Source organism: Massilia endophytica, from assembly GCF_021165955.1.
GTDB lineage: Bacteria > Pseudomonadota > Gammaproteobacteria > Burkholderiales > Burkholderiaceae_D > Rugamonas > Rugamonas endophytica.
This window is the reverse complement of record NZ_CP088952.1, coordinates 432,620-450,007: the sequence shown is the minus strand read 5'-3', so window position 1 is coordinate 450,007 and position 17,388 is coordinate 432,620. Positions and strand designations below refer to the sequence as shown.

At 65.7% G+C, this 17,388-nt stretch carries 14 protein-coding genes; 11 read left to right on the top strand and 3 right to left on the bottom strand.

From position 1 onward, the window contains the following. Positions 1-3: 3 nt before the first annotated feature. The gene (locus LSQ66_RS02140; protein WP_231768174.1) at positions 4-1,155 is read right to left on the bottom strand and encodes a 5-(carboxyamino)imidazole ribonucleotide synthase; all 1,152 of its coding nucleotides are present in this window, start codon (positions 1,153-1,155) and stop codon (positions 4-6) included. 9 nt (positions 1,156-1,164) lie between these two features. After that, on the bottom strand, positions 1,165-1,665 hold the full coding sequence (purE, locus tag LSQ66_RS02135) for a 5-(carboxyamino)imidazole ribonucleotide mutase (RefSeq protein ID WP_231768173.1): 501 nt from the start codon (positions 1,663-1,665) through the stop codon (positions 1,165-1,167). A gap of 132 nt (positions 1,666-1,797) precedes the next feature. On the opposite strand from purE, the gene LSQ66_RS02130 reads away from it, so the two are divergent. The 11 genes from LSQ66_RS02130 (at position 1,798) to LSQ66_RS02080 (ending at position 16,906) form a co-directional block, all read left to right on the top strand. Then, a complete protein-coding gene (locus LSQ66_RS02130) occupies positions 1,798-2,496 on the top strand; it encodes a FadR/GntR family transcriptional regulator (RefSeq protein WP_231768172.1) in 699 nt (232 codons plus the stop codon). 95 nt (positions 2,497-2,591) lie between these two features. Next, positions 2,592-3,977 (top strand): glycoside hydrolase family 88/105 protein, encoded by a 1,386-nt coding sequence (locus LSQ66_RS02125; protein WP_231768171.1) that lies wholly within the window; start codon positions 2,592-2,594, stop codon positions 3,975-3,977. A 10-nt stretch (positions 3,978-3,987) separates the two neighbouring features. Then, positions 3,988-5,208, top strand: coding sequence for a DUF4861 family protein (locus LSQ66_RS02120; RefSeq protein ID WP_231768170.1), 1,221 nt, complete (start codon positions 3,988-3,990; stop codon positions 5,206-5,208). 219 nt (positions 5,209-5,427) lie between these two features. Continuing rightward, positions 5,428-8,361 carry a TonB-dependent receptor gene (locus LSQ66_RS02115; protein WP_231768169.1) on the top strand — a complete coding sequence of 978 codons (2,934 nt, stop codon included), beginning with the start codon at positions 5,428-5,430 and terminating at the stop codon, positions 8,359-8,361. Between the two features lie 155 nt (positions 8,362-8,516). After that, positions 8,517-9,377, top strand: coding sequence for an STAS domain-containing protein (locus LSQ66_RS02110; RefSeq protein ID WP_231768168.1), 861 nt, complete (start codon positions 8,517-8,519; stop codon positions 9,375-9,377). Between the two features lie 10 nt (positions 9,378-9,387). After that, a complete protein-coding gene (locus LSQ66_RS02105) occupies positions 9,388-9,741 on the top strand; it encodes an STAS domain-containing protein (RefSeq protein WP_231768167.1) in 354 nt (117 codons plus the stop codon). Positions 9,742-9,763: 22 nt separating this feature from the next. Then, positions 9,764-10,180, top strand: a complete 417-nt coding sequence (locus LSQ66_RS02100; RefSeq protein ID WP_231768166.1) for an anti-sigma regulatory factor — start codon at positions 9,764-9,766, stop codon at positions 10,178-10,180. Continuing rightward, positions 10,165-11,199, top strand: a complete 1,035-nt coding sequence (locus LSQ66_RS02095) for an ATP-binding SpoIIE family protein phosphatase (protein ID WP_231768165.1) — start codon at positions 10,165-10,167, stop codon at positions 11,197-11,199. The genes LSQ66_RS02100 and LSQ66_RS02095 overlap by 16 nt, the downstream gene beginning before the upstream one ends. Then, positions 11,196-12,950: an ATP-binding protein gene (locus LSQ66_RS02090; protein WP_231768164.1), complete on the top strand. Its 1,755-nt coding sequence runs from the start codon at positions 11,196-11,198 to the stop codon at positions 12,948-12,950. Before LSQ66_RS02095 ends, LSQ66_RS02090 begins: the two co-directional genes overlap by 4 nt. Before the next feature lie 5 nt (positions 12,951-12,955). Next, on the top strand, positions 12,956-14,479 hold the full coding sequence (locus tag LSQ66_RS02085) for a response regulator (RefSeq protein WP_231768163.1): 1,524 nt from the start codon (positions 12,956-12,958) through the stop codon (positions 14,477-14,479). 75 nt (positions 14,480-14,554) lie between these two features. After that, positions 14,555-16,906 carry a S9 family peptidase gene (locus LSQ66_RS02080; RefSeq protein WP_231768162.1) on the top strand — a complete coding sequence of 784 codons (2,352 nt, stop codon included), beginning with the start codon at positions 14,555-14,557 and terminating at the stop codon, positions 16,904-16,906. Positions 16,907-16,936: 30 nt separating this feature from the next. On the opposite strand, the gene LSQ66_RS02075 is transcribed toward LSQ66_RS02080, so the two are convergent. Then, a complete protein-coding gene (locus LSQ66_RS02075; protein WP_231768161.1) occupies positions 16,937-17,380 on the bottom strand; it encodes a thioesterase family protein in 444 nt (147 codons plus the stop codon). Positions 17,381-17,388: the final 8 nt, after the last annotated feature.

The following is a 17,388-nucleotide window of genomic DNA, read 5'->3' as shown; positions in this document are numbered from 1 at the left end:
CCTTCAGCCGGTAATTCCGATTGCAGCGCGTGCCGCCATGGCCGTTTCGAGCACTTTTGCCGGATCGTCGCCGATCACGGTGAAGTGGCCCATCTTGCGGCCTTTGCGGGCTTCGTGTTTGCCGTAGAGGTGGAGCTTGAGGTTCGGATGCTGGAGCAGGATGTTCCAGTCCGGCTCGCGATAGCTGTCGCCGTCGAACCAGATGTCGCCGAGGATGTTGACCATCACCGAAGCCGAATGGGCGCGCGGCTCGGCCAGCGGCAGGCCGCACACGGCGCGCGCCTGCTGTTCGAACTGGCTGGTGACGCAGGCGTCCAGCGTGTAGTGGCCGCTGTTGTGCGGGCGCGGCGCCATCTCGTTGACCACCAGCTGGCCGTTCGAAACGAAGAACTCCACGCCCAGCGTGCCGATGTAGCCGAGCTTCTCGGCGATGCGCTCGGCGTATTCCATGGCGCTGTCGCGGGTGCACTGCGGTGCGCGCGCGGGCGAGATGGAGATGTCCAGGATGCCCTTCGTGTGGATGTTCTCGGAAACGGGGAAGCAGCGGGTGCACCCCTCTTCGTCGCGCGCCAGCACCACGGAAACTTCATAGTCCAGCGTGAGCTTCTTTTCGAGGATGCAGGTCTCGCCCTTGAAGTTGCGGAAGGCGGCAACGGCCGCCTCGCGGTCCTCGACCACGGCCTGGCCTTTGCCATCGTAGCCGAAGCGCACCACCTTCAGGATGCCGGGGAAGAGATCAGCGCCAGCGACGGCGATGTCCGCTTCCGTGTGCACGGCGGCGTAGGGGCCGTGCGGCAGGCCGTTATCGCGCAGGAAGCCCTTTTCAGACAGGCGGTTCTGGCAGACGGAAACGGCGGCGGCGGCAGGACGCACCGGCTTGAACTTCGCCAGGTAGTCCAGCGTTTCGGCGGGCACGTTCTCGAATTCGGTGGTGATGGCGGCGCACTCGCGCGCCATTTCGTCCAGGGCCGCGCGGTCGTCATAGGCCGCGTGCAGGTGGCGCTCGGCGATCTGGCCAGCGATGCTGTGGGGATCGGGATCGAGCACCCAGACCTGGTAGCCCAGTTCATGGGCCGCGGTGACAAAGTAGCGGCCAAGCTGGCCGCCGCCGAGCATCCCGAGAATGGCAGGACGCTGGGTGGTGTGTTTGCTCATGGATGAATCTCAGGCTTGGGGCAGGTTCATCGCCAGGACCTTGTCGGTCTGCGCCTGGCGGAAGGCGGCCAGCTTGGCGGCCAGCTCGCTGTCGTGGGTGGCCAGCATGGCCACGGCGAACAGCGCGGCATTCGCGGCGCCCGCCTCGCCGATGGCGAAGGTGGCAACGGGAATCCCTTTCGGCATCTGCACGATGGAAAGCAGCGAGTCCTTGCCGGACAGGGCGCGCGACTGGACGGGAACGCCCAGCACTGGCACCGTGGTCTTCGCCGCCAGCATGCCGGGCAGGTGGGCGGCGCCGCCAGCGCCAGCGATAATGGCCTGCAGGCCGCGCTCGGCCGCCCGCTCGGCGTATTCGAACATGAGGTCGGGGGTGCGGTGGGCCGACACGACGCGCGCTTCATAGGCGACGCCGAATTCCTTGAGAATGGCAGCTGCAGCCTGCATCGTGGGCCAGTCGGAATCCGAACCCATGACCACGCCCACTACCGGTTGATTGGTCTTTGTCATGTGACGCGCCCTCCGTGGCGCACTTGGTTAAGCCCTTGATTTTAGCACGCTGAAGCGCCTTGCAAGAAGGCATGGGCCGCACTAGAATCCCCGGAACTGCTTTTTCCTCAACATTTTTCGAGCCAGCCTTCAATGAAAAAAACCGCCGGGCCGCAAGACGCACAAACCGCCGAACCGCGGCTGTACCGGGTGGTGGCCGACCGGATCCAGAAGCTGATCCGCGAGGAGAACATGAAGGCGGGCACCCGCCTACCCGCCGAACGCGAGCTGGCGGCGACCCTGAACGTGAGCCGCGCTTCCCTGCGCGAGGCCCTCATTGCGCTGGAGCTGGGCGGCATCGTCGAAGTGCGCGGCGGTTCCGGCGTGTACGTGAGCGAGCAGGCCACGCCGGAATCGAACATGCCGGAATCCGGTCCCGGTCCTTTCGAGGTGCTGGCCGCGCGCAAGCTGATCGAATGCGAAGTGGCGGCCATCGCCGCCAAGGTGGCCACCGATTCCGCGGTCGATGCCATCCTGCGCGCCGTGCTGGAAATGGAAAAGCACCATGAAGACCGCGCCAGCAACGAGCAGGCCGACCGCAACTTCCACCTTGCCATTGCCCGCGCCACGGCCAACGCGGCCCTGGTGGGCGTGATCGAATGCCTGTGGGACCAGCGCGGCAGCCTGTGGCACAAGCTCAAGGAGCACTTCCAGACGGAAGAACTGCGCAAGCAGACCCTGCTCGACCACCGCAACATCCTTGAAGCCATCGCTTCCCATAATCCCGCAGCGGCCCGCCAGGCCATGCGCGCCCACCTCGAACGCGTGACCCGCGTCTTCTCGCGCGGCTGATCCTTTCGCGCGCAAGCGGTTAGTCCGCCTTGCGAATTTGGCCAGACCAATTTAGAATGGCCTGACCAAATTCGCATATTCATAACGGAGACCATGTGAGCACACTGACCAGGGCGCTGGCCGGGGCGGGGCTGTTCTGCCTGCTGCTGGGCGCTGCACAGGCGGATGGCCCTTACCGCAATCCCGATAACAAATCGAAGGACGATCCCGGCGAAGGCAGCTATCCCGTGCCCTACAAGATGCCGGTGGCCAGCGAGATCACGGAGCAGCTGCTCCGCATCCGCAACTACATGGACGAGGTCACGCCGACCCGCGTCGTCAGCAGGAAGACGGGCCAGCCGATAGCAGACCTGAAGAAGCCCGTGGCGGACGCCATCTTCGAACCGGCCAAGGGCGACTTCGGCATCATGGTCTACGAAATGGGCGTGGTGCATTCGGGCCTGATGAAGGCGGCCGCCATCACCGGCGATCAGCGCTTCACCGCGATGACGCGGCGCCACCTGCAGTTCTTCGCCGATACCCTCCCCTACTTCAAGGCTCAGGAAGCGCAGTTCCACCTTGAACGCGCCAACAGCTTCTCCCGCTTCCTCGACCCGCGCGCCCTGGACGACGCAGGCTCGATGTGCGCAGCCCTCATGCGCGCGCGGAACGCGAAGATCGGTCCCGACCTCGCGAACATGATCGCCACCTGCAGCGACTGGGTCGCCAACAAGCAGTTCCGCCTGCCGGACGGCACGATGGCGCGCAAGCGTCCGCAGGCCGTATCGCTGTGGGGCGACGATATGTACATGAGCATTCCCGCCCTGGCCGAAATGGGCCACTACGACGACGCGGTGAACAATGTGCTGAACATGTCGAAGTACCTGTTCAACGCGCAGGAAGGCATCTACACCCACGGCTGGCACGCCAACATCCCCGACGCGCCGCGCTTCTACTGGGCGCGCGCGAACGGCTGGGCGGTGCTCGCCATGTCCGACCTGCTGGATGTGCTGCCGAAGGACCATCCCGGCTACCCGAAAGTGCTGGCGCAGCTGCGCGCCGCGCTGAAAGGCATCGCCGAGCGGCAGTCGGGCAGCGGCCTGTGGCACCAGATGATCGACCGTAGCGACTCCTACCTGGAAACCTCCGCGAGCGCCATGTTCGTGTACGTGATCGCCCACGCCGTCAACGAAGGCTGGGTGCCGCCCACCACCTACGGCTCGGTGGCCCAGGCGGGATGGGCGGGCCTGTCCACGAAAATCAATGCGAAAGGCCAGGTCGAAGGCACCTGCGTCGGAACCACGCTGGCGGGCGACCAGGTCTACTACTACAACCGTCCCACCAGCGTGCATGCGCTGCACGGCTACGGACCGATGCTGATGGCTGGAGCGGAGATCATCCGCCTCATCAACAACAGGAACATCGGCATCGAATACCGCGTGCGCACTTACCACTACATGCCGCGCGACGGCGGCAAGACCGATTACCGCGAACATCACTGAGGCTCCGATCATGAGTGCACGTCTTGCCCTTGCAGCCCTGCTTCCCGCCCTCGCCATGGTCGCGCCGGATGCGCTGGCCGCCGCGCTCTTGGTCACGGTGAGCCACGACCTGAACGCCGCACGCCCTTCCGAAACCATTACCGTGCCCTGGGCGGAAGTGAACCGCGCCCTGCCCGGCGCGCTGATCCAGCATATCGCCGTGAAGGATGCGCAGGGCCGCGTGCTGCCGCACCAGGTCACCAATGTTGCGCCCCTGGCGAAGGACCCGAAGAATGAGGGCATCGCCTATGGCGAGCTGATTTTCCAGCATAATTTCGCGCCCGGCGAAAAGCAGGCCACCTTCACGGTGGAGAAAATCGAGGCGCTGTCGCCGGTGTTCCCGGTGAAGGCCTACGCCCGCTACGTGCAGGAGCGCCTGGACGATTTCGCCTGGGAGAACGACAAGCTGGGCCACCGCACCTACGGCCCCGCGCTCGCCGCGCCTGCGGAACCGGGCAGCGGCAAGGAGGTGCTGGTGACGAGCGGCCTGGATCTGTGGTTCAAGCGCGTGTCCTACCCCATCGTCGACCGCTGGTACAACAAAGGCCATGACCACTACCACCACGACGAGGGCGAGGGCATGGACATGTACAACGTGGGCAAGTCGCGCGGCGCCGGCGGCACGGGCGTGTGGGACGGCAGCGCCCTGTACACGAGCGTGAACTACGCAAGCTGGAAGCTGCTGGCCAACGGTCCCGTGCGCGCCATCTTCGAGCTGCGCTACAACAGCTTCGATGCGGCGGGAACGCAGGTCGGCGAAGTAAAGCGCTTCACCGTGGACGCGGGCCACTACCTGGACCAGATCGACAGCACCCTCACCTTCTCCGGCAAGCCTTCGCTCATCATGGCCGCAGGCCTGAACAAGGCGCCCACCGACAAATTCCAGGACCCCGCCATCGCCATGGACCGCGACCCGGCGCGCGGCCTGCTCCTGCAATGGGTGCAGCAGAAGAGCAAGGGCCAGTTCGGCGTGGCCGTGGTGCTGCCCGGCGCGAAAGGCTATGCGGAGGATGCGATGAACCACCTGATACTGGCCGACGCCGTATCCGGCAAACCCGTCCGCTACTATGCGGGCGGCGCCTGGGACCGCGCGGGGGAGATCACGAGCCGCGAGCAATGGCAGGCTTATGTCACCGCCATGGCCGAACGCTACCGGCACCCCATCAGCGTTACGCTGAAAACCCTGCCCTGATCCGAGCCCCGCCTTCGCGGGGCTTTCTGTTTGTATCCCTTTAACAACATTGCCAGCATTCTGGCCAGACCACTTTTCAAAAAAATATTATCTGGACTGACCAAATTTCAAAAAACTAACCTAGAATAGGGTTTGCGGCCTGACCAATTATCGGGAACAGCAATCGCCCGGTGCGCCCATGCTGCGAAACGTAGTCAATAAAAACGATTAGGAGATAGCATGAAATTCAGCCCCCATTCGCGGACTTTCGGACGCCTTGCGCGCATCGCCGGCGCCACCTCCCTCACGGCCATTGCCGCCGCTGTGCAGGCCCAGACCGCACCGCCTCCCGAAGCGCCGGCGACCGTGGTCGTGACCGGCCTGCGCGCTTCCCTGGAAAGCGCCTTGAACAAGAAGCGCGAGGACAATGGCATTGTCGACGTGATCAAGGCCGAGGACATGGGCAAGTTCCCCGACACCAACCTGGCCGAATCGCTCCAGCGCGTGCCGGGCGTGGTGATCGACCGCGACGCGGGCGAGGGCCGCAATATCACCGTGCGCGGCCTGGGCCAGGATTTCACCCGCGTGCGCATCAACGGCATCGAAGCGCTGGCGACCACCGGCGGCACCGACAGCTCGGGCGGCGCGAACCGCTCGCGCGGCTTCGACTTCAACGTGTTCGCCTCCGAGCTTTTCAGCACCCTGACCGTGCGCAAGAGCTCCTCGGCCGATGTGGACGAAGGCTCCCTCGGCGCCACCGTGGACCTGCAGACCATGCGTCCCTTCGACCTGCGCGGCTTCAACGCCACCGTCACGGCCAAGGGCAAGTACAACGACATGTCGAAGAAGACCGACCCGCGTGTGGCCTTCCTGCTTTCCGACACGAGCTCGGACCGCAAGTTCGGCTGGCTGCTGTCCGGCGCCTTCTCGCAGCGCAATGTGCTGGAAGAAGGCTTCAGCACCGTGCGCTGGGATAACGGCCCTTCCTCCGGCGGCTGGTGCGCGCCGCAGGGCGTGACCGCCAACCCGAGCAACTCCACCGCCACCACCTGCGGCCCGGCGGCCCAGGGCGTGCCGCGCCTGCCCGCATCGCAGGCCGCCACGGATGCCTACAACCTCGCCAGCAACGCGAACAACTTCCATCCGCGCCTGCCGCGCTACGGCCGCCTCACGCACGACCAGGACCGCACGGGCCTCACCGCCTCGGCCCAGTGGCGTCCGATGAAAGGCTCGCTGCTCACCTTCGACATGCTGTATGCGAAGCTGGACGCCACCCGCCAGGAAGACTTCCTGGAAGCGATCTCCTTCAGCCGCAGCGCCAGCCAGGGCGGCAAGCCGCAGACCAGCGTGGTGGAAGCGCAGTACGCGCCCAACGGCGCCCTCCTCTACGGCAAGTACAACGGCGTGGATATCCGCGCCGAGTCGCGCTACGACGAACTGACCACCACGTTCACCCAGCCCACCCTGAGCTGGGAACAGGAGGTCACCGACACCATCCGCCTGAACGCGAAGATCGGCCGCGCCACCTCCAAGTTCCGCAATCCGGTGCAGACCACCACCACCCTGGATGCGCTGAACGTGAACGGCTACGCCATCGACTTCCGCAACAGCGACCGCCTGCCTTCGATCACCTATCCCTTCGATCCCGCGAATCCGGGCAACACCTTCGGCATCGTCGGCGTTCCCGTGGTGGCCAGCGGCGCGCAGCCGACCACGGTGCCCAACACCACGACGAGCGAAATCCGCATCCGTCCGCAGGGCGCAACTAACCGCAACGACACGGGCGAAATCAGCCTGGCCTGGGAAGCGAGCGACAGCCTCACCTTCCGCGGCGGCGCGAACCACAAGAAGTACAGCTTCGATTCCTACGAGTTCCGCCGCGTAAACCAGAACGACACGATCTTCGCGCCGCCATCCGGCTCGGGCGACCTCACCACCATGCTGACGGGCTTCGGCAGCGGCCTCAGTCTGCCCTCCGGCACCGCCACCTCGTGGGTCATTCCCAACCTGAACGCCATCGCCAAGGCCTACGATATCTACTGCAACTGCATCAAGAGCGGCCCTGCGGGCGGCCCGGGCGACTTCACCCTGTCCTCCATCACCAACGGCAATGCGCGCGGCAACAACCGCGCCGTCACCGAGAAGGACAACGGCTTCTTCCTGATGGCCGACTTCAACACCGAGCTGGCCCAGGTTCCGCTGCGCGGCAATGTGGGCGTGCGCTATGTGAAGACCGAACTCTCCGCCACCGGCTACCAGGCGGCGGGCGGTGGCACGGCCGTCACGGTGGACCATGAGTACAGCGACACCCTGCCATCCCTGAACCTGGCGGCCACCCTGGCGCCGGACTTCATCGCCCGCTTCGGCGCGGCGAAGGTGATGACCCGTCCGCAACTCGCCAACCTGTCGCCGGGCGGCACCATCGCCACCACGGGCACGCTGTCGATCACCACGGGCAATCCATTCCTCAAGCCTTTCCGCGCCAAGACCTTCGACGGCAGCCTGGAATGGTACTTCCAGAAGAACGCATTCCTCGGCCTGGGCCTGTTCCAGAAGAATATCGACAGCTATATCCAGACCCTGCGCACCAACGTGCCTTACCGCGAAACGGGCCTGCCGATGTCCCTGCTCCCCGCGAACTTCACGGGCGAGGAGGTGTTCCAGGTGTCGGCGCCGGTGAATACCGAAGGCGGCAAACTGAAAGGCTTCGAGCTGAATTATCAGCAGCCCTTCACCTTCCTGCCGTCCTGGGGCCGCAACTTCGGCACGCTGCTGAACTACACCTGGGTCAAGTCGAAGATCCAGTACCTGATCTCGCCGAACGCCAGCTCCACCATCGAGGACGACCTCCTGAACCTGTCGCCGCGTTCCTGGAACGCCACGCTGTACTACGATGACGGCAAATTCAGCGCCCGTGTCTCGGCGGCCCAGCGTTCCAGCTTCCTGACCCGCGTGCCGGGCCAGAACAACAACGACGTCGAGGGCAAGAACAAGACCTTCAACGTGGACCTGTCGGTTTCCTACAAGGTCAACGACAAGCTGGAGCTGACCCTGGAAGGCGTGAACCTCACCAACGAGGAAAACGACCAGTTCATCAGCCGCGCACGCAACAGCGTGGTGGTGAACAACGTCACCGGCCGCGAATTCCTGGCCGGCCTGCGTTACAAATTCTAAGCGCCGCCGCGCCACGCAAGGGGCAGGCCTGCGGGCCTGCCTTTTGTTTTTGTGGCCATATTGTTCCGGCAACAACAATTTCCAATTGTGCACGGGGTTTACGAACTCCGCTGCTACACTGCTCCGATTCTTTTTAACATTTCTCCGGAGCACGCATGAGTCTGGCAACAACCGGCCACCTGGCCAGAATCCTCACCGAACATCAGGATGCCCTGCTGGAGGGCTGGCTGAACGGCATGTTGTCGCGCATGGTGCGGCGCGACAAGGCTGCCGAGGCGGAAATGCGCCAGCAGGCCATGCGCTTCGTTCCGCAGCTGATCAAGGCGCTGGACAAGGGTGGCAGTTACGACATCGACAGCGCCAGCTGGACCGACGTGCGCCACCTGCTGCAGGACATTTCCGCCAGCCGCGTGCGCCAGGGCTACACGCCGACCGAGACCGCCCTGTTCATCTTCTCCCTGAAGGAGCCCCTGTTCGGCCTGCTGCGCACCGCCATGGCCGGCGATCCGGCCGCCCTGGCGACGGAAGTGGCCGAAACGGGCATGCTGTTCGACCGCCTTGGCCTGCTCACCGTCGAGGAATACCAGAAGAGCCGCGAGGCCGTGATCCTGCGCCAGCAGCAGGAGCTGCTGGAGCTCTCCACGCCCGTGGTGCAGCTGTGGAAGGATGTGCTGGCCCTGCCCCTGATCGGCACCCTGGACAGCGCCCGCACCCAGGTGGTGATGGAGAACCTGCTGCAAAAGATCATCGAGACCAGCGCTTCCATCGCCATCATCGACATCACCGGCGTGCCCACCGTGGATACCCTGGTGGCGCAGCACCTGCTGAAGACCGTGGCCGCCGCGCGCCTGATGGGCGCCGACTGCATCATCAGCGGCATCCGCCCGCAGATCGCCCAGACCATCGTCCACCTCGGGGTGAACCTGGAAGATGTGATCACCAAAGCCACCCTGGCCGACGCCTTCCTGGTTGCCCTGAAACGCGTGGGGGCCAGCGTTACCGCAATTGCAGCCTGAGTAGCGCGCCATGGAACGCATTCCCATTCTAAAGATGGGCGACCTGCTGCTCGTCACCATCCAGGTCGACATGCACGACCGGCTGGCGATGACCCTGCAGGACGACCTGACCGCGCGCATCGTCAAGGACCGCGCAAGAGGCGTGCTGATCGACATCTCGGCACTGGATATCGTGGACTCCTTTATCGGCCGCATGATCAGCAACACCGCCGCCATGGCGCGCGTCCTCGATGCGCGCACCGTGCTGGTGGGCATGCAGCCGGCCGTCGCCATCACGCTGGTGGAACTGGGCCTGACGCTGCACGGCGTGCGCACCGCCCTCAATGTCGAGCAGGGCGTCAAGCTGCTGCAGCGCCCCGAATGATGCGGGGCGAAAGGCGGATTTCTTGAACCAGTACGACGTGGCCGCGCTGAACCTGCCGATCCGCTCCGACGAAGATGTGGTGCGCCTGCGCCAGTCCGTGCGGGAGCAGATGATCGGCGCAGGCTTCAGCCTGATCGACCAGACCAAGATGATCACCGCGGCCAGCGAACTGGCGCGCAACACGCTGCGCTACGGCGGCGGCGGCGAGGCCCATCTGCACAAGCTGCAGAACGGGCTGCGGCGCGGCATCGGACTCACGTTTGTCGACCACGGTCCGGGCATTCCCGATATTGCCCAGGCCCTGGCCGACGGTTACTCCACTGGCGGCGGCATGGGCCTGGGCCTGTCCGGCGCCAAGCGCCTGGCGGACGAATTCGATATCGAATCGGCGCCGGGGCAAGGCACCACAGTAAAGATCAGCAAATGGAAACCATTCTAGGGGCGGAACTGCGCCAGACCTGCCATCCGGTCAACGAGAGCAGCCAGATCGCTGCCTGCCGCCGCACGGCCGCCGATATCTGCGCGCACAGCGGCTTCGACGAGACGGCAGCGGGAGAAGTGGCCATTGCCGTCACCGAGGCGGCCACCAACATCCTCAAGCATGCTGGCCGCGGCCATATCCTCCTGCGGCCCTTGCGCAGCGGCGCCGCCCGGGGAATCGAGGTGCTGGCCCTGGACAGCGGCCCGGGCTTCTCCAATCTCGCGGCCAGCCTGCAGGACGGCACCACCACGGCGGGCAGCTTCGGCGTGGGCCTGGGCGCAATGCGCCGCCTGGCCCAGGTGTTCGATATCTACAGCCAGCCCGGCAAGGGCTCGGCCATCGTCATGCAGCTGTGGCCACGCAATGCCGCACCGCCCACGCAATCGGTTCACTGCGGCGTGGTCTGCCTGCCCATGCACGGCGAAACGGTGGCGGGCGACAGCTGGGCGCTCGCGCTGGGCGCCACGGAAGCGACGGTGCTGGTGGCCGATGGCCTGGGCCATGGCATGCATGCGGCCCAGGCCTCGGAACTCGCGGCCGCGGTGACGATGCAGGAACCGCGTCTTCCCGCCGCCACCCTCATCCAGGACGCTCACGGCGCCCTGCGCGCAACGCGCGGCGCGGCGGTGGCGGTGGCGCGCATCGACATGCTGCATGAAACGCTCAGCTTCGCCGGCATCGGCAATATCGCCACCTATATCTTCGACGGGTCCGACCGGCGCCAGCTGGTATCGCATAACGGCATCGTCGGCAGCAATATGCGCAAGGTGCAGGAATTCTCCGCAGCCTGGAACGCGGACACCATGCTGGTGCTGCATTCGGACGGACTGGCCTCGCGCTGGGACCTGGGCGACTACCCCGGCCTGCTGCACTGCCACCCCGCCCTGGTGGCGGGTGTGCTGTTCCGCGACGGCAGCCGCCACCGCGACGACGTGACTGTGCTCGTGCTGCGTGACCGCGAAGGATGGTCGCCATGAGCCTGCGCATCCTCAGCCTGGGCATCCATGCGGAGCTGGACGTGGTGGCATCGCGCCAGCGCGCGCGCCAGATCGCCGCGCTCTGCGGCTTCAACAGCCAGGACCAGGCCCGCATCGCCACCGCCGTTTCCGAGCTGGCGCGCAATGTCTACAACTACGCGCGCGAAGGCCGCGTGGAGTTTGCGGTGGAGGGCGAAACGGCGCCGCAGCTGCTGGTCATCACCATCGAAGACAAGGGGCCCGGCATTGTCAACCTCGATCTTGTGCTGTCGGGCCGCTACCAGTCGAATACGGGCATGGGCCTCGGCATCCTTGGTGCGCGGCGGCTGATGGACCAGTGCGATATCCGCACGGCGCCGGGGGCAGGCACCACCATCGTCCTGAAAAAGCTGCTTCCACCGACGGCGGAGCTGCTGACGCCGGTGGCGATCGGCGCCATGGGCGCTCAGCTGACGTCCCTGCCCGCCGATGTCACCCTGTCCGAGATGCAGCAGCAGAACAAGGAGCTGCTCGCCACCCTGGCCGAACTGAAGGCGCGGCAGGACGAACTGGTGCAGCTCACGCGCGAGCTGGAAGACACCAACCGCGGCGTGGTCGCCCTGTATGCGGAGCTGGACGAGAAGGCCGACCATCTGCGCCGGGCGGACGAAATGAAGACGCGCTTCCTCTCCAACATGAGCCACGAGTTCCGCACGCCGCTCAGTTCCATCCGCGCGCTCTCCAAGCTTCTGCTGGACCGGGTGGACGGCCCCCTCGCGCCCGAGCAGGAGAAGCAGGTGCGCTACATCCTGAAGGGCGCCGAATCCCTGGCCGAACTGGTGGATGACCTGCTGGACCTGGCCAAGATCGAGGCGGGAAAGGTGGACGTGCACCCGGTGGCCTTCGAGGTGCACGACATGTTCAGCGCCCTGCGCGGCATGCTGCGGCCGCTCCTGGTCAGCGCCTCCGTGGAGCTGGTCTTCGACGAGCCCGAGGCGCCGCTCACGCTGATGACGGACGAGGCCAAGCTGTCGCAGATCCTGCGCAACTTCATCTCCAACGCGCTGAAGTTCACGGAGCGCGGGCGGGTTCGCGTGAGCGCAGCGCTGGCCGACGATGGCGAAACGGTACGTTTCTCCGTGGAGGATACGGGGATCGGCATCGCACCGGAGCACCAGCAGATCATCTTCGAGGAGTTCGGGCAGGTGGAAAACCGCCTGCAGCACCGCGTCAAGGGAACGGGCCTGGGCCTGCCGCTATGCCGCCGCCTGGCCGAACTGCTGGGCGGCCATGTGGCGCTGGCCAGCACGCCGGGCCAGGGCTCCACGTTCAGCGTTACCGTCCCCCTGGTGCATGCGGCGGTGCCGGAACCGCTGCCGTTCGCGGAAAGTCCGATGGATGCCGACGCCAGCGGCATACCCGTGCTGGCCGTGGAGGACGACCGCTCCACTCTGGTGCTTTACCGGGGCTTCCTGCGCAATACGCCCTACCGCCTGGTGCCCGCGCGAAGCATCTGGGAGGCCGATCAGGCCTGGGCGCACGAAACGCCCGCGGCGGTCATCCTCGATCTCTACCTGGGCGGCGAGGACAGCTGGCGCTGGCTCACCCAGACCAAGAGCGACGAGCGGCGCAGGCATGTACCCATCATCATCGCTTCCGAAGTGGCCGACCGCCAGAAGGCCTTCGCGCTCGGCGCCGATGCCTACTTCACCAAACCCCTGGCGCGCGATGAGCTGCTCGCGCAATTGAACGCCCTGTGCCATTTCGAATAGAGGTCATGATGAAGGCACCTCCTGAACAGCTGATTCTCAATGTGGACGACACCGACGCCGCCCGCTACGCCAAGACCCGTGTGCTGCAGTACGCTGGCTTCCGCGTCATCGAAGCTGCCAGCGGCAGCGAAGCCCTGGAGAAGGCGGCGCAGGAACGGCCGGACCTGGTGCTCCTGGACACCAAACTGCCCGACATCAACGGCTTCGACGTCTGCCGCAAGCTGAAGGAGGATCCTCACACGGCCATGGTGCTGGTGCTGCAGACCTCCGCCTCCTACATCGGCAAGCCCGACAAGATCCGCGCCCTCGATACGGGGGCGGACAACTACCTGTTCGAGCCCATCGAGCCGGAAGAACTGGTGGCCAATGTGCGGGCGCTGCTGCGCCTGGGCCGGGTGGAGCGCGAGCTGCGCGAGATGGACCGGCGCAAGGACGAGTTTCTCGCCATCCTCGCGCACGAGCTGCGCAATCCGCTCGGGCCAATCCGCAATGCCGTGGAGCTGCTGCGCCAGCTCGATCCCTCGCCTTCGGAACTGCAGGAGAATGCACGCCAGATGATCCTGCGCCAGACCGACCACATGGTGCGCCTGGTGGACGACCTGCTCGACGTGTCGCGCATCTCGCAGGGCAAGATCACCCTGAAGCGTGGCCCTGTGGAGCTGTGCGCCCTGGTGCGCGCCGCCATCGAGACTTCGCAGCCCAATATCCGCAAGCGCCAGCACGCGCTGGATGTGCACCTCCCCGAGCACGAGCTGTGGATCGACGGCGACGAAGTACGGCTGTCGCAAGTCATCTCCAACCTCCTGAACAACGCCGCCAAGTTCACGCCGCCGGGCGGGCAGATCACACTCTCCGCATCCTTCGCGGACGGGCAGGCCGTGGTGCGCGTGCAGGATGACGGCATCGGCATCAGCCCGGCGGACATGGCCAATATCTTCGACCTCTTCTCCCAGGCAGGCCACTCGCCGGACCGGGTGCAGGACGGACTTGGCATCGGCCTTTCGCTGGTGCGCACCCTGGTTCAGCTGCATGGCGGCACGGTCAGCGCGGAGAGCGAAGGGCCGGGCAAGGGCAGCACTTTCGAAGTCAGGCTCCCGGCCCAGGAGGCGGACGCTCCCGCCTGCGCCTCGGCGGGAGCCGCCTCGGCGCCGGACGCGAAGCAGTACCGAATCCTCGTGGTGGACGACAGCGTGGACGCCGCCGAAATCGTGGGCGCCCTGCTGGAACATGCCGGGCACCAGGTGAAGCTGGCGCATGACGGCGCGGGCGCCATCGCGGCCGCCCTGGCCATGCAGCCGGACGTGGTCTTCCTCGACATCGGCCTGCCGGACATGAGCGGCGTGGCAGTGGCGGCGGCCATGCGCCGCGAGCCTTCCCTGCAGCGCACAGCGCTCGTCGCGCTTACCGGCTACGGCCAGGACAAGGACCGCGAGGAAGCCCGCGCCGCAGGCTTCAACCATCACCTGACCAAGCCCGTCAGCCTTGACGTGCTGGATGCCACCGTACGCCGCTTCGCTGTTCAGATCTGAGGCCGGCCCGGCCGCCGGCGGCGGCGGTGCGCGAATGCGCTAGAATCTGCGCTCCTTTGTTCATTCACCGATCCAATGCGCAAATTCGTCCTGACCCTTTCGGCTGCCGCCATCGCGCTGCCGGCCCTCGCCTATACCCCTGTCACGCTCGACCAGGCCATGTCCCATCCGGACTGGATCGGCGCCCCAGTCGAAACCGCGTGGTGGAGCTGGGACAGCAAGAACGTCTATTACAAGCAGAAGCGCGCAGGCTCGCCGCTGCGCGACACCTATGTGGCCGGGGCCAAGCCGCGCGTGGTTGGCGAGGCGGAACTGGCCACCCTCGACAGCGAGAACATCGCCTTCAACCGCGAGCGCACGCGCGCCGTCCTGCTGCGCAACGGCGACCTGTTCGAGCGCGACCTGAAAACGGGCGCGCTCACCCAGATCAGCCGCAACACCGTGCCCGCCGCCGACCCGCAGTACTCTTCCGACGGCAGCGCCGTGCAGTACCGCATCGGCCACGACTGGTTCAGCTGGACGCGCGCCGACCGCCTGGTGTCGCCCCTGGCGATGCCGCGCGCGATGAAGGATCCTGCCGCCGCGCCGGACGAAGACTACCTGCGCAGCATGCAGCTGCGCCTCATCGCCACCCTGAAGCGCCAGAAGGACGACCGCGAAGCCACGCGCAGCTACAACGAAGCGCTGCGCCGCGCCGACCCAACCCGCGCTCCCGCGCCCTTCTACCTCGGCGACAAGGTGGTGATCGACGCCAGTTCCCTGTCGCCGGACGGCCGCTGGCTGCTGCTGGCGCTGTCCCCAAAAACCAGCGAGAACGGCCGCGTGGGCAAGATGCCGCGCTACGTCACGGAATCGGGCTACGAGGAATTCGACGACCAGCGCACCCGCGTGGGACGCAACCTGCCGCTGGCGCAGTCGCTGAAGCTGGTGGACCTGCGCAGCGGCGCCGTGCGCGACATTCCGCTCGATACCCTGCCCGGCGTGAAGGACGACCCGCTCGCGGCGATGCGCAGTGCGCAAAAGCTGGAAGCCCTGAAAGGCAACCGCGCCCTGCGCCTGGAAGACGACACCGGCAACGGCCTGGCATGGAACAGCAACGGCACCCGCGCCGCGGTGATGCTGCGCGCGGTGGACAACAAGGACCGCTGGATCGCTACCGTGGATCTGGACAAGGCCGCCCTGCAGCCGGTGCACCGGCTGACCGACAAGGCCTGGATCAACTCGCGCTTCAACGAATTCGGCTGGCTGCCGGACCAGCAGACCCTGTGGTTCCTCTCCGAGGAAAGCGGCTACTCCCACCTCTACACCGTGAGCGGCGGCGTTAAGCGCACCCTCACGAGCGGCCAGTGGGAAGCGAGCAATGTGCGCTGGAACGCGGACGGTTCCATGGCCTGGGTGCTGTGCAACCGCAAGACGCCGGGGGATTACGAGATCTGCTCCGTATCCGCGAAAGATGGCGTACGCGAAATCACCCAGCTGGGCGGCGGCGTCGAGGACTACGTGCCCTCCCCCGACCTGCGCAAGCTGGCCGTGCGCTACAGCGCATCCTATATGCCGGCGCAGCTGGCGACGGTGCCCAGCAGCGGCGGCGAAGCGCAGCGCCTGACCGATACCCGCACGGCCGAATTCAAGGCGCGCGAATGGATCCAGCCGCAGTATGTGGCCATTCCGTCCACGCATGGCGCAGGCCAGCCGGTGTGGTCCAAGCTGTACCGCCCGGCGAAGCTCGAACCGGGCAAGAAGTACCCCATCGTTCTGTTCGTGCACGGCGCGGGCTATCTGCAGAACGTGAGCAAGCGCTATCCGAACTATTTCCGCGAGCAGATGTTCCACAACCTGCTGGTGGAAAAAGGCTATATCGTGCTGGACATGGACTACCGCGCCTCGCTGGGCTATGGGCGCGACTGGCGCACGGCCATCTACCGCCAGATGGGCCACCCCGAGCTGGAAGACTATGTGGACGGCGCGAAGTGGCTGGCGGAGAACCACCAGGGCGACCTGGATCGCGTGGGCATCTACGGGGGCAGCTACGGCGGCTTCATGACCTTCATGGCCCTGATGCGCGAACCTGCACTGTTCAAGTCCGGCGCGGCGCTGCGCCCAGTGACCGACTGGACGACCTACAACCACGGCTACACGGCCAATATCCTGAACACGCCCGATCTCGATCCCGAGGCCTACAAGAAATCCTCGCCCATCGAGTACGCGGAGAACCTGCGCGGCCACCTGCTGATTGCGCACGGCATGGTGGACGACAATGTCTTCTACCAGGACTCCGTGCGCATGGCGCAGCGCCTCATCGAACTGAAGAAGGACAACTGGGAACTGGCCAGCTACCCGCTGGAACGCCACGGCTTCGTGCAGCCGGAAAGCTGGTACGACGAATTCCGCCGCATCTACCAGCTCTTCGAGCGCACCCTGAAGTAAGCGAAAGGCCGGGAGATCCCGGCCTTTTTTCTAGCGCACGCTGCTCGGCAGCTCCATGAAATCGTCCACCTGGTAGAGAGACTGCCAGGCCGACAGCAGCGCCGGAGGCGGCGTCACCAGCTTGCGCGCGGTGAGATCGAGCCAGCCGCCCGCGCTGTTGATGCGCGCGGCCAGCTTGCCGTCGCTGCGATAGACCTCGCTGCGCAGCATCCAGCGCGAGCCGTCCTGCGACAGGCCCGCCATGGCCAAGGTCACGGTGATCTGCTCCAGCAGCGATACCTCCTTGTAGTAGGTGATATCGTCCTTCATCACCACCGGCCCGATATTCAGGCGCTTGAACTCCCCCATCGGGAAGCCATGCTCGGCAAGGAAGAGCATCCGGATGTCACCGGCCTTGTCGAGGAAGGAGGTATTGGCCATGTGGCTGTTGAAGTCCATGTCGCCCCAACCGGCCATCATTCTGCGTTCGAACATGCATGCGC

Excerpts from the sequence above, each read along its gene's own strand:
- LSQ66_RS02115 (WP_231768169.1), top strand. The coding sequence starts at position 5,428 with ATGAAATTCAGCCCCCATTCGCGGACTTTCGGACGCCTTGCGCGCATC.
- LSQ66_RS02090 (WP_231768164.1), top strand. The coding sequence starts at position 11,196 with ATGAGCCTGCGCATCCTCAGCCTGGGCATCCATGCGGAGCTGGACGTG.
- LSQ66_RS02120 (WP_231768170.1), top strand. The coding sequence starts at position 3,988 with ATGAGTGCACGTCTTGCCCTTGCAGCCCTGCTTCCCGCCCTCGCCATG.
- LSQ66_RS02140 (WP_231768174.1), bottom strand. The coding sequence starts at position 1,155 with ATGAGCAAACACACCACCCAGCGTCCTGCCATTCTCGGGATGCTCGGC.
- LSQ66_RS02110 (WP_231768168.1), top strand. The coding sequence starts at position 8,517 with ATGAGTCTGGCAACAACCGGCCACCTGGCCAGAATCCTCACCGAACAT.
- LSQ66_RS02085 (WP_231768163.1), top strand. The coding sequence starts at position 12,956 with ATGATGAAGGCACCTCCTGAACAGCTGATTCTCAATGTGGACGACACC.
- LSQ66_RS02105 (WP_231768167.1), top strand. The coding sequence starts at position 9,388 with ATGGAACGCATTCCCATTCTAAAGATGGGCGACCTGCTGCTCGTCACC.
- LSQ66_RS02095 (WP_231768165.1), top strand. The coding sequence starts at position 10,165 with ATGGAAACCATTCTAGGGGCGGAACTGCGCCAGACCTGCCATCCGGTC.
- LSQ66_RS02130 (WP_231768172.1), top strand. The coding sequence starts at position 1,798 with ATGAAAAAAACCGCCGGGCCGCAAGACGCACAAACCGCCGAACCGCGG.
- LSQ66_RS02075 (WP_231768161.1), bottom strand. The coding sequence starts at position 17,380 with ATGTTCGAACGCAGAATGATGGCCGGTTGGGGCGACATGGACTTCAAC.
- LSQ66_RS02080 (WP_231768162.1), top strand. The coding sequence starts at position 14,555 with ATGCGCAAATTCGTCCTGACCCTTTCGGCTGCCGCCATCGCGCTGCCG.
- purE (WP_231768173.1), bottom strand. The coding sequence starts at position 1,665 with ATGACAAAGACCAATCAACCGGTAGTGGGCGTGGTCATGGGTTCGGAT.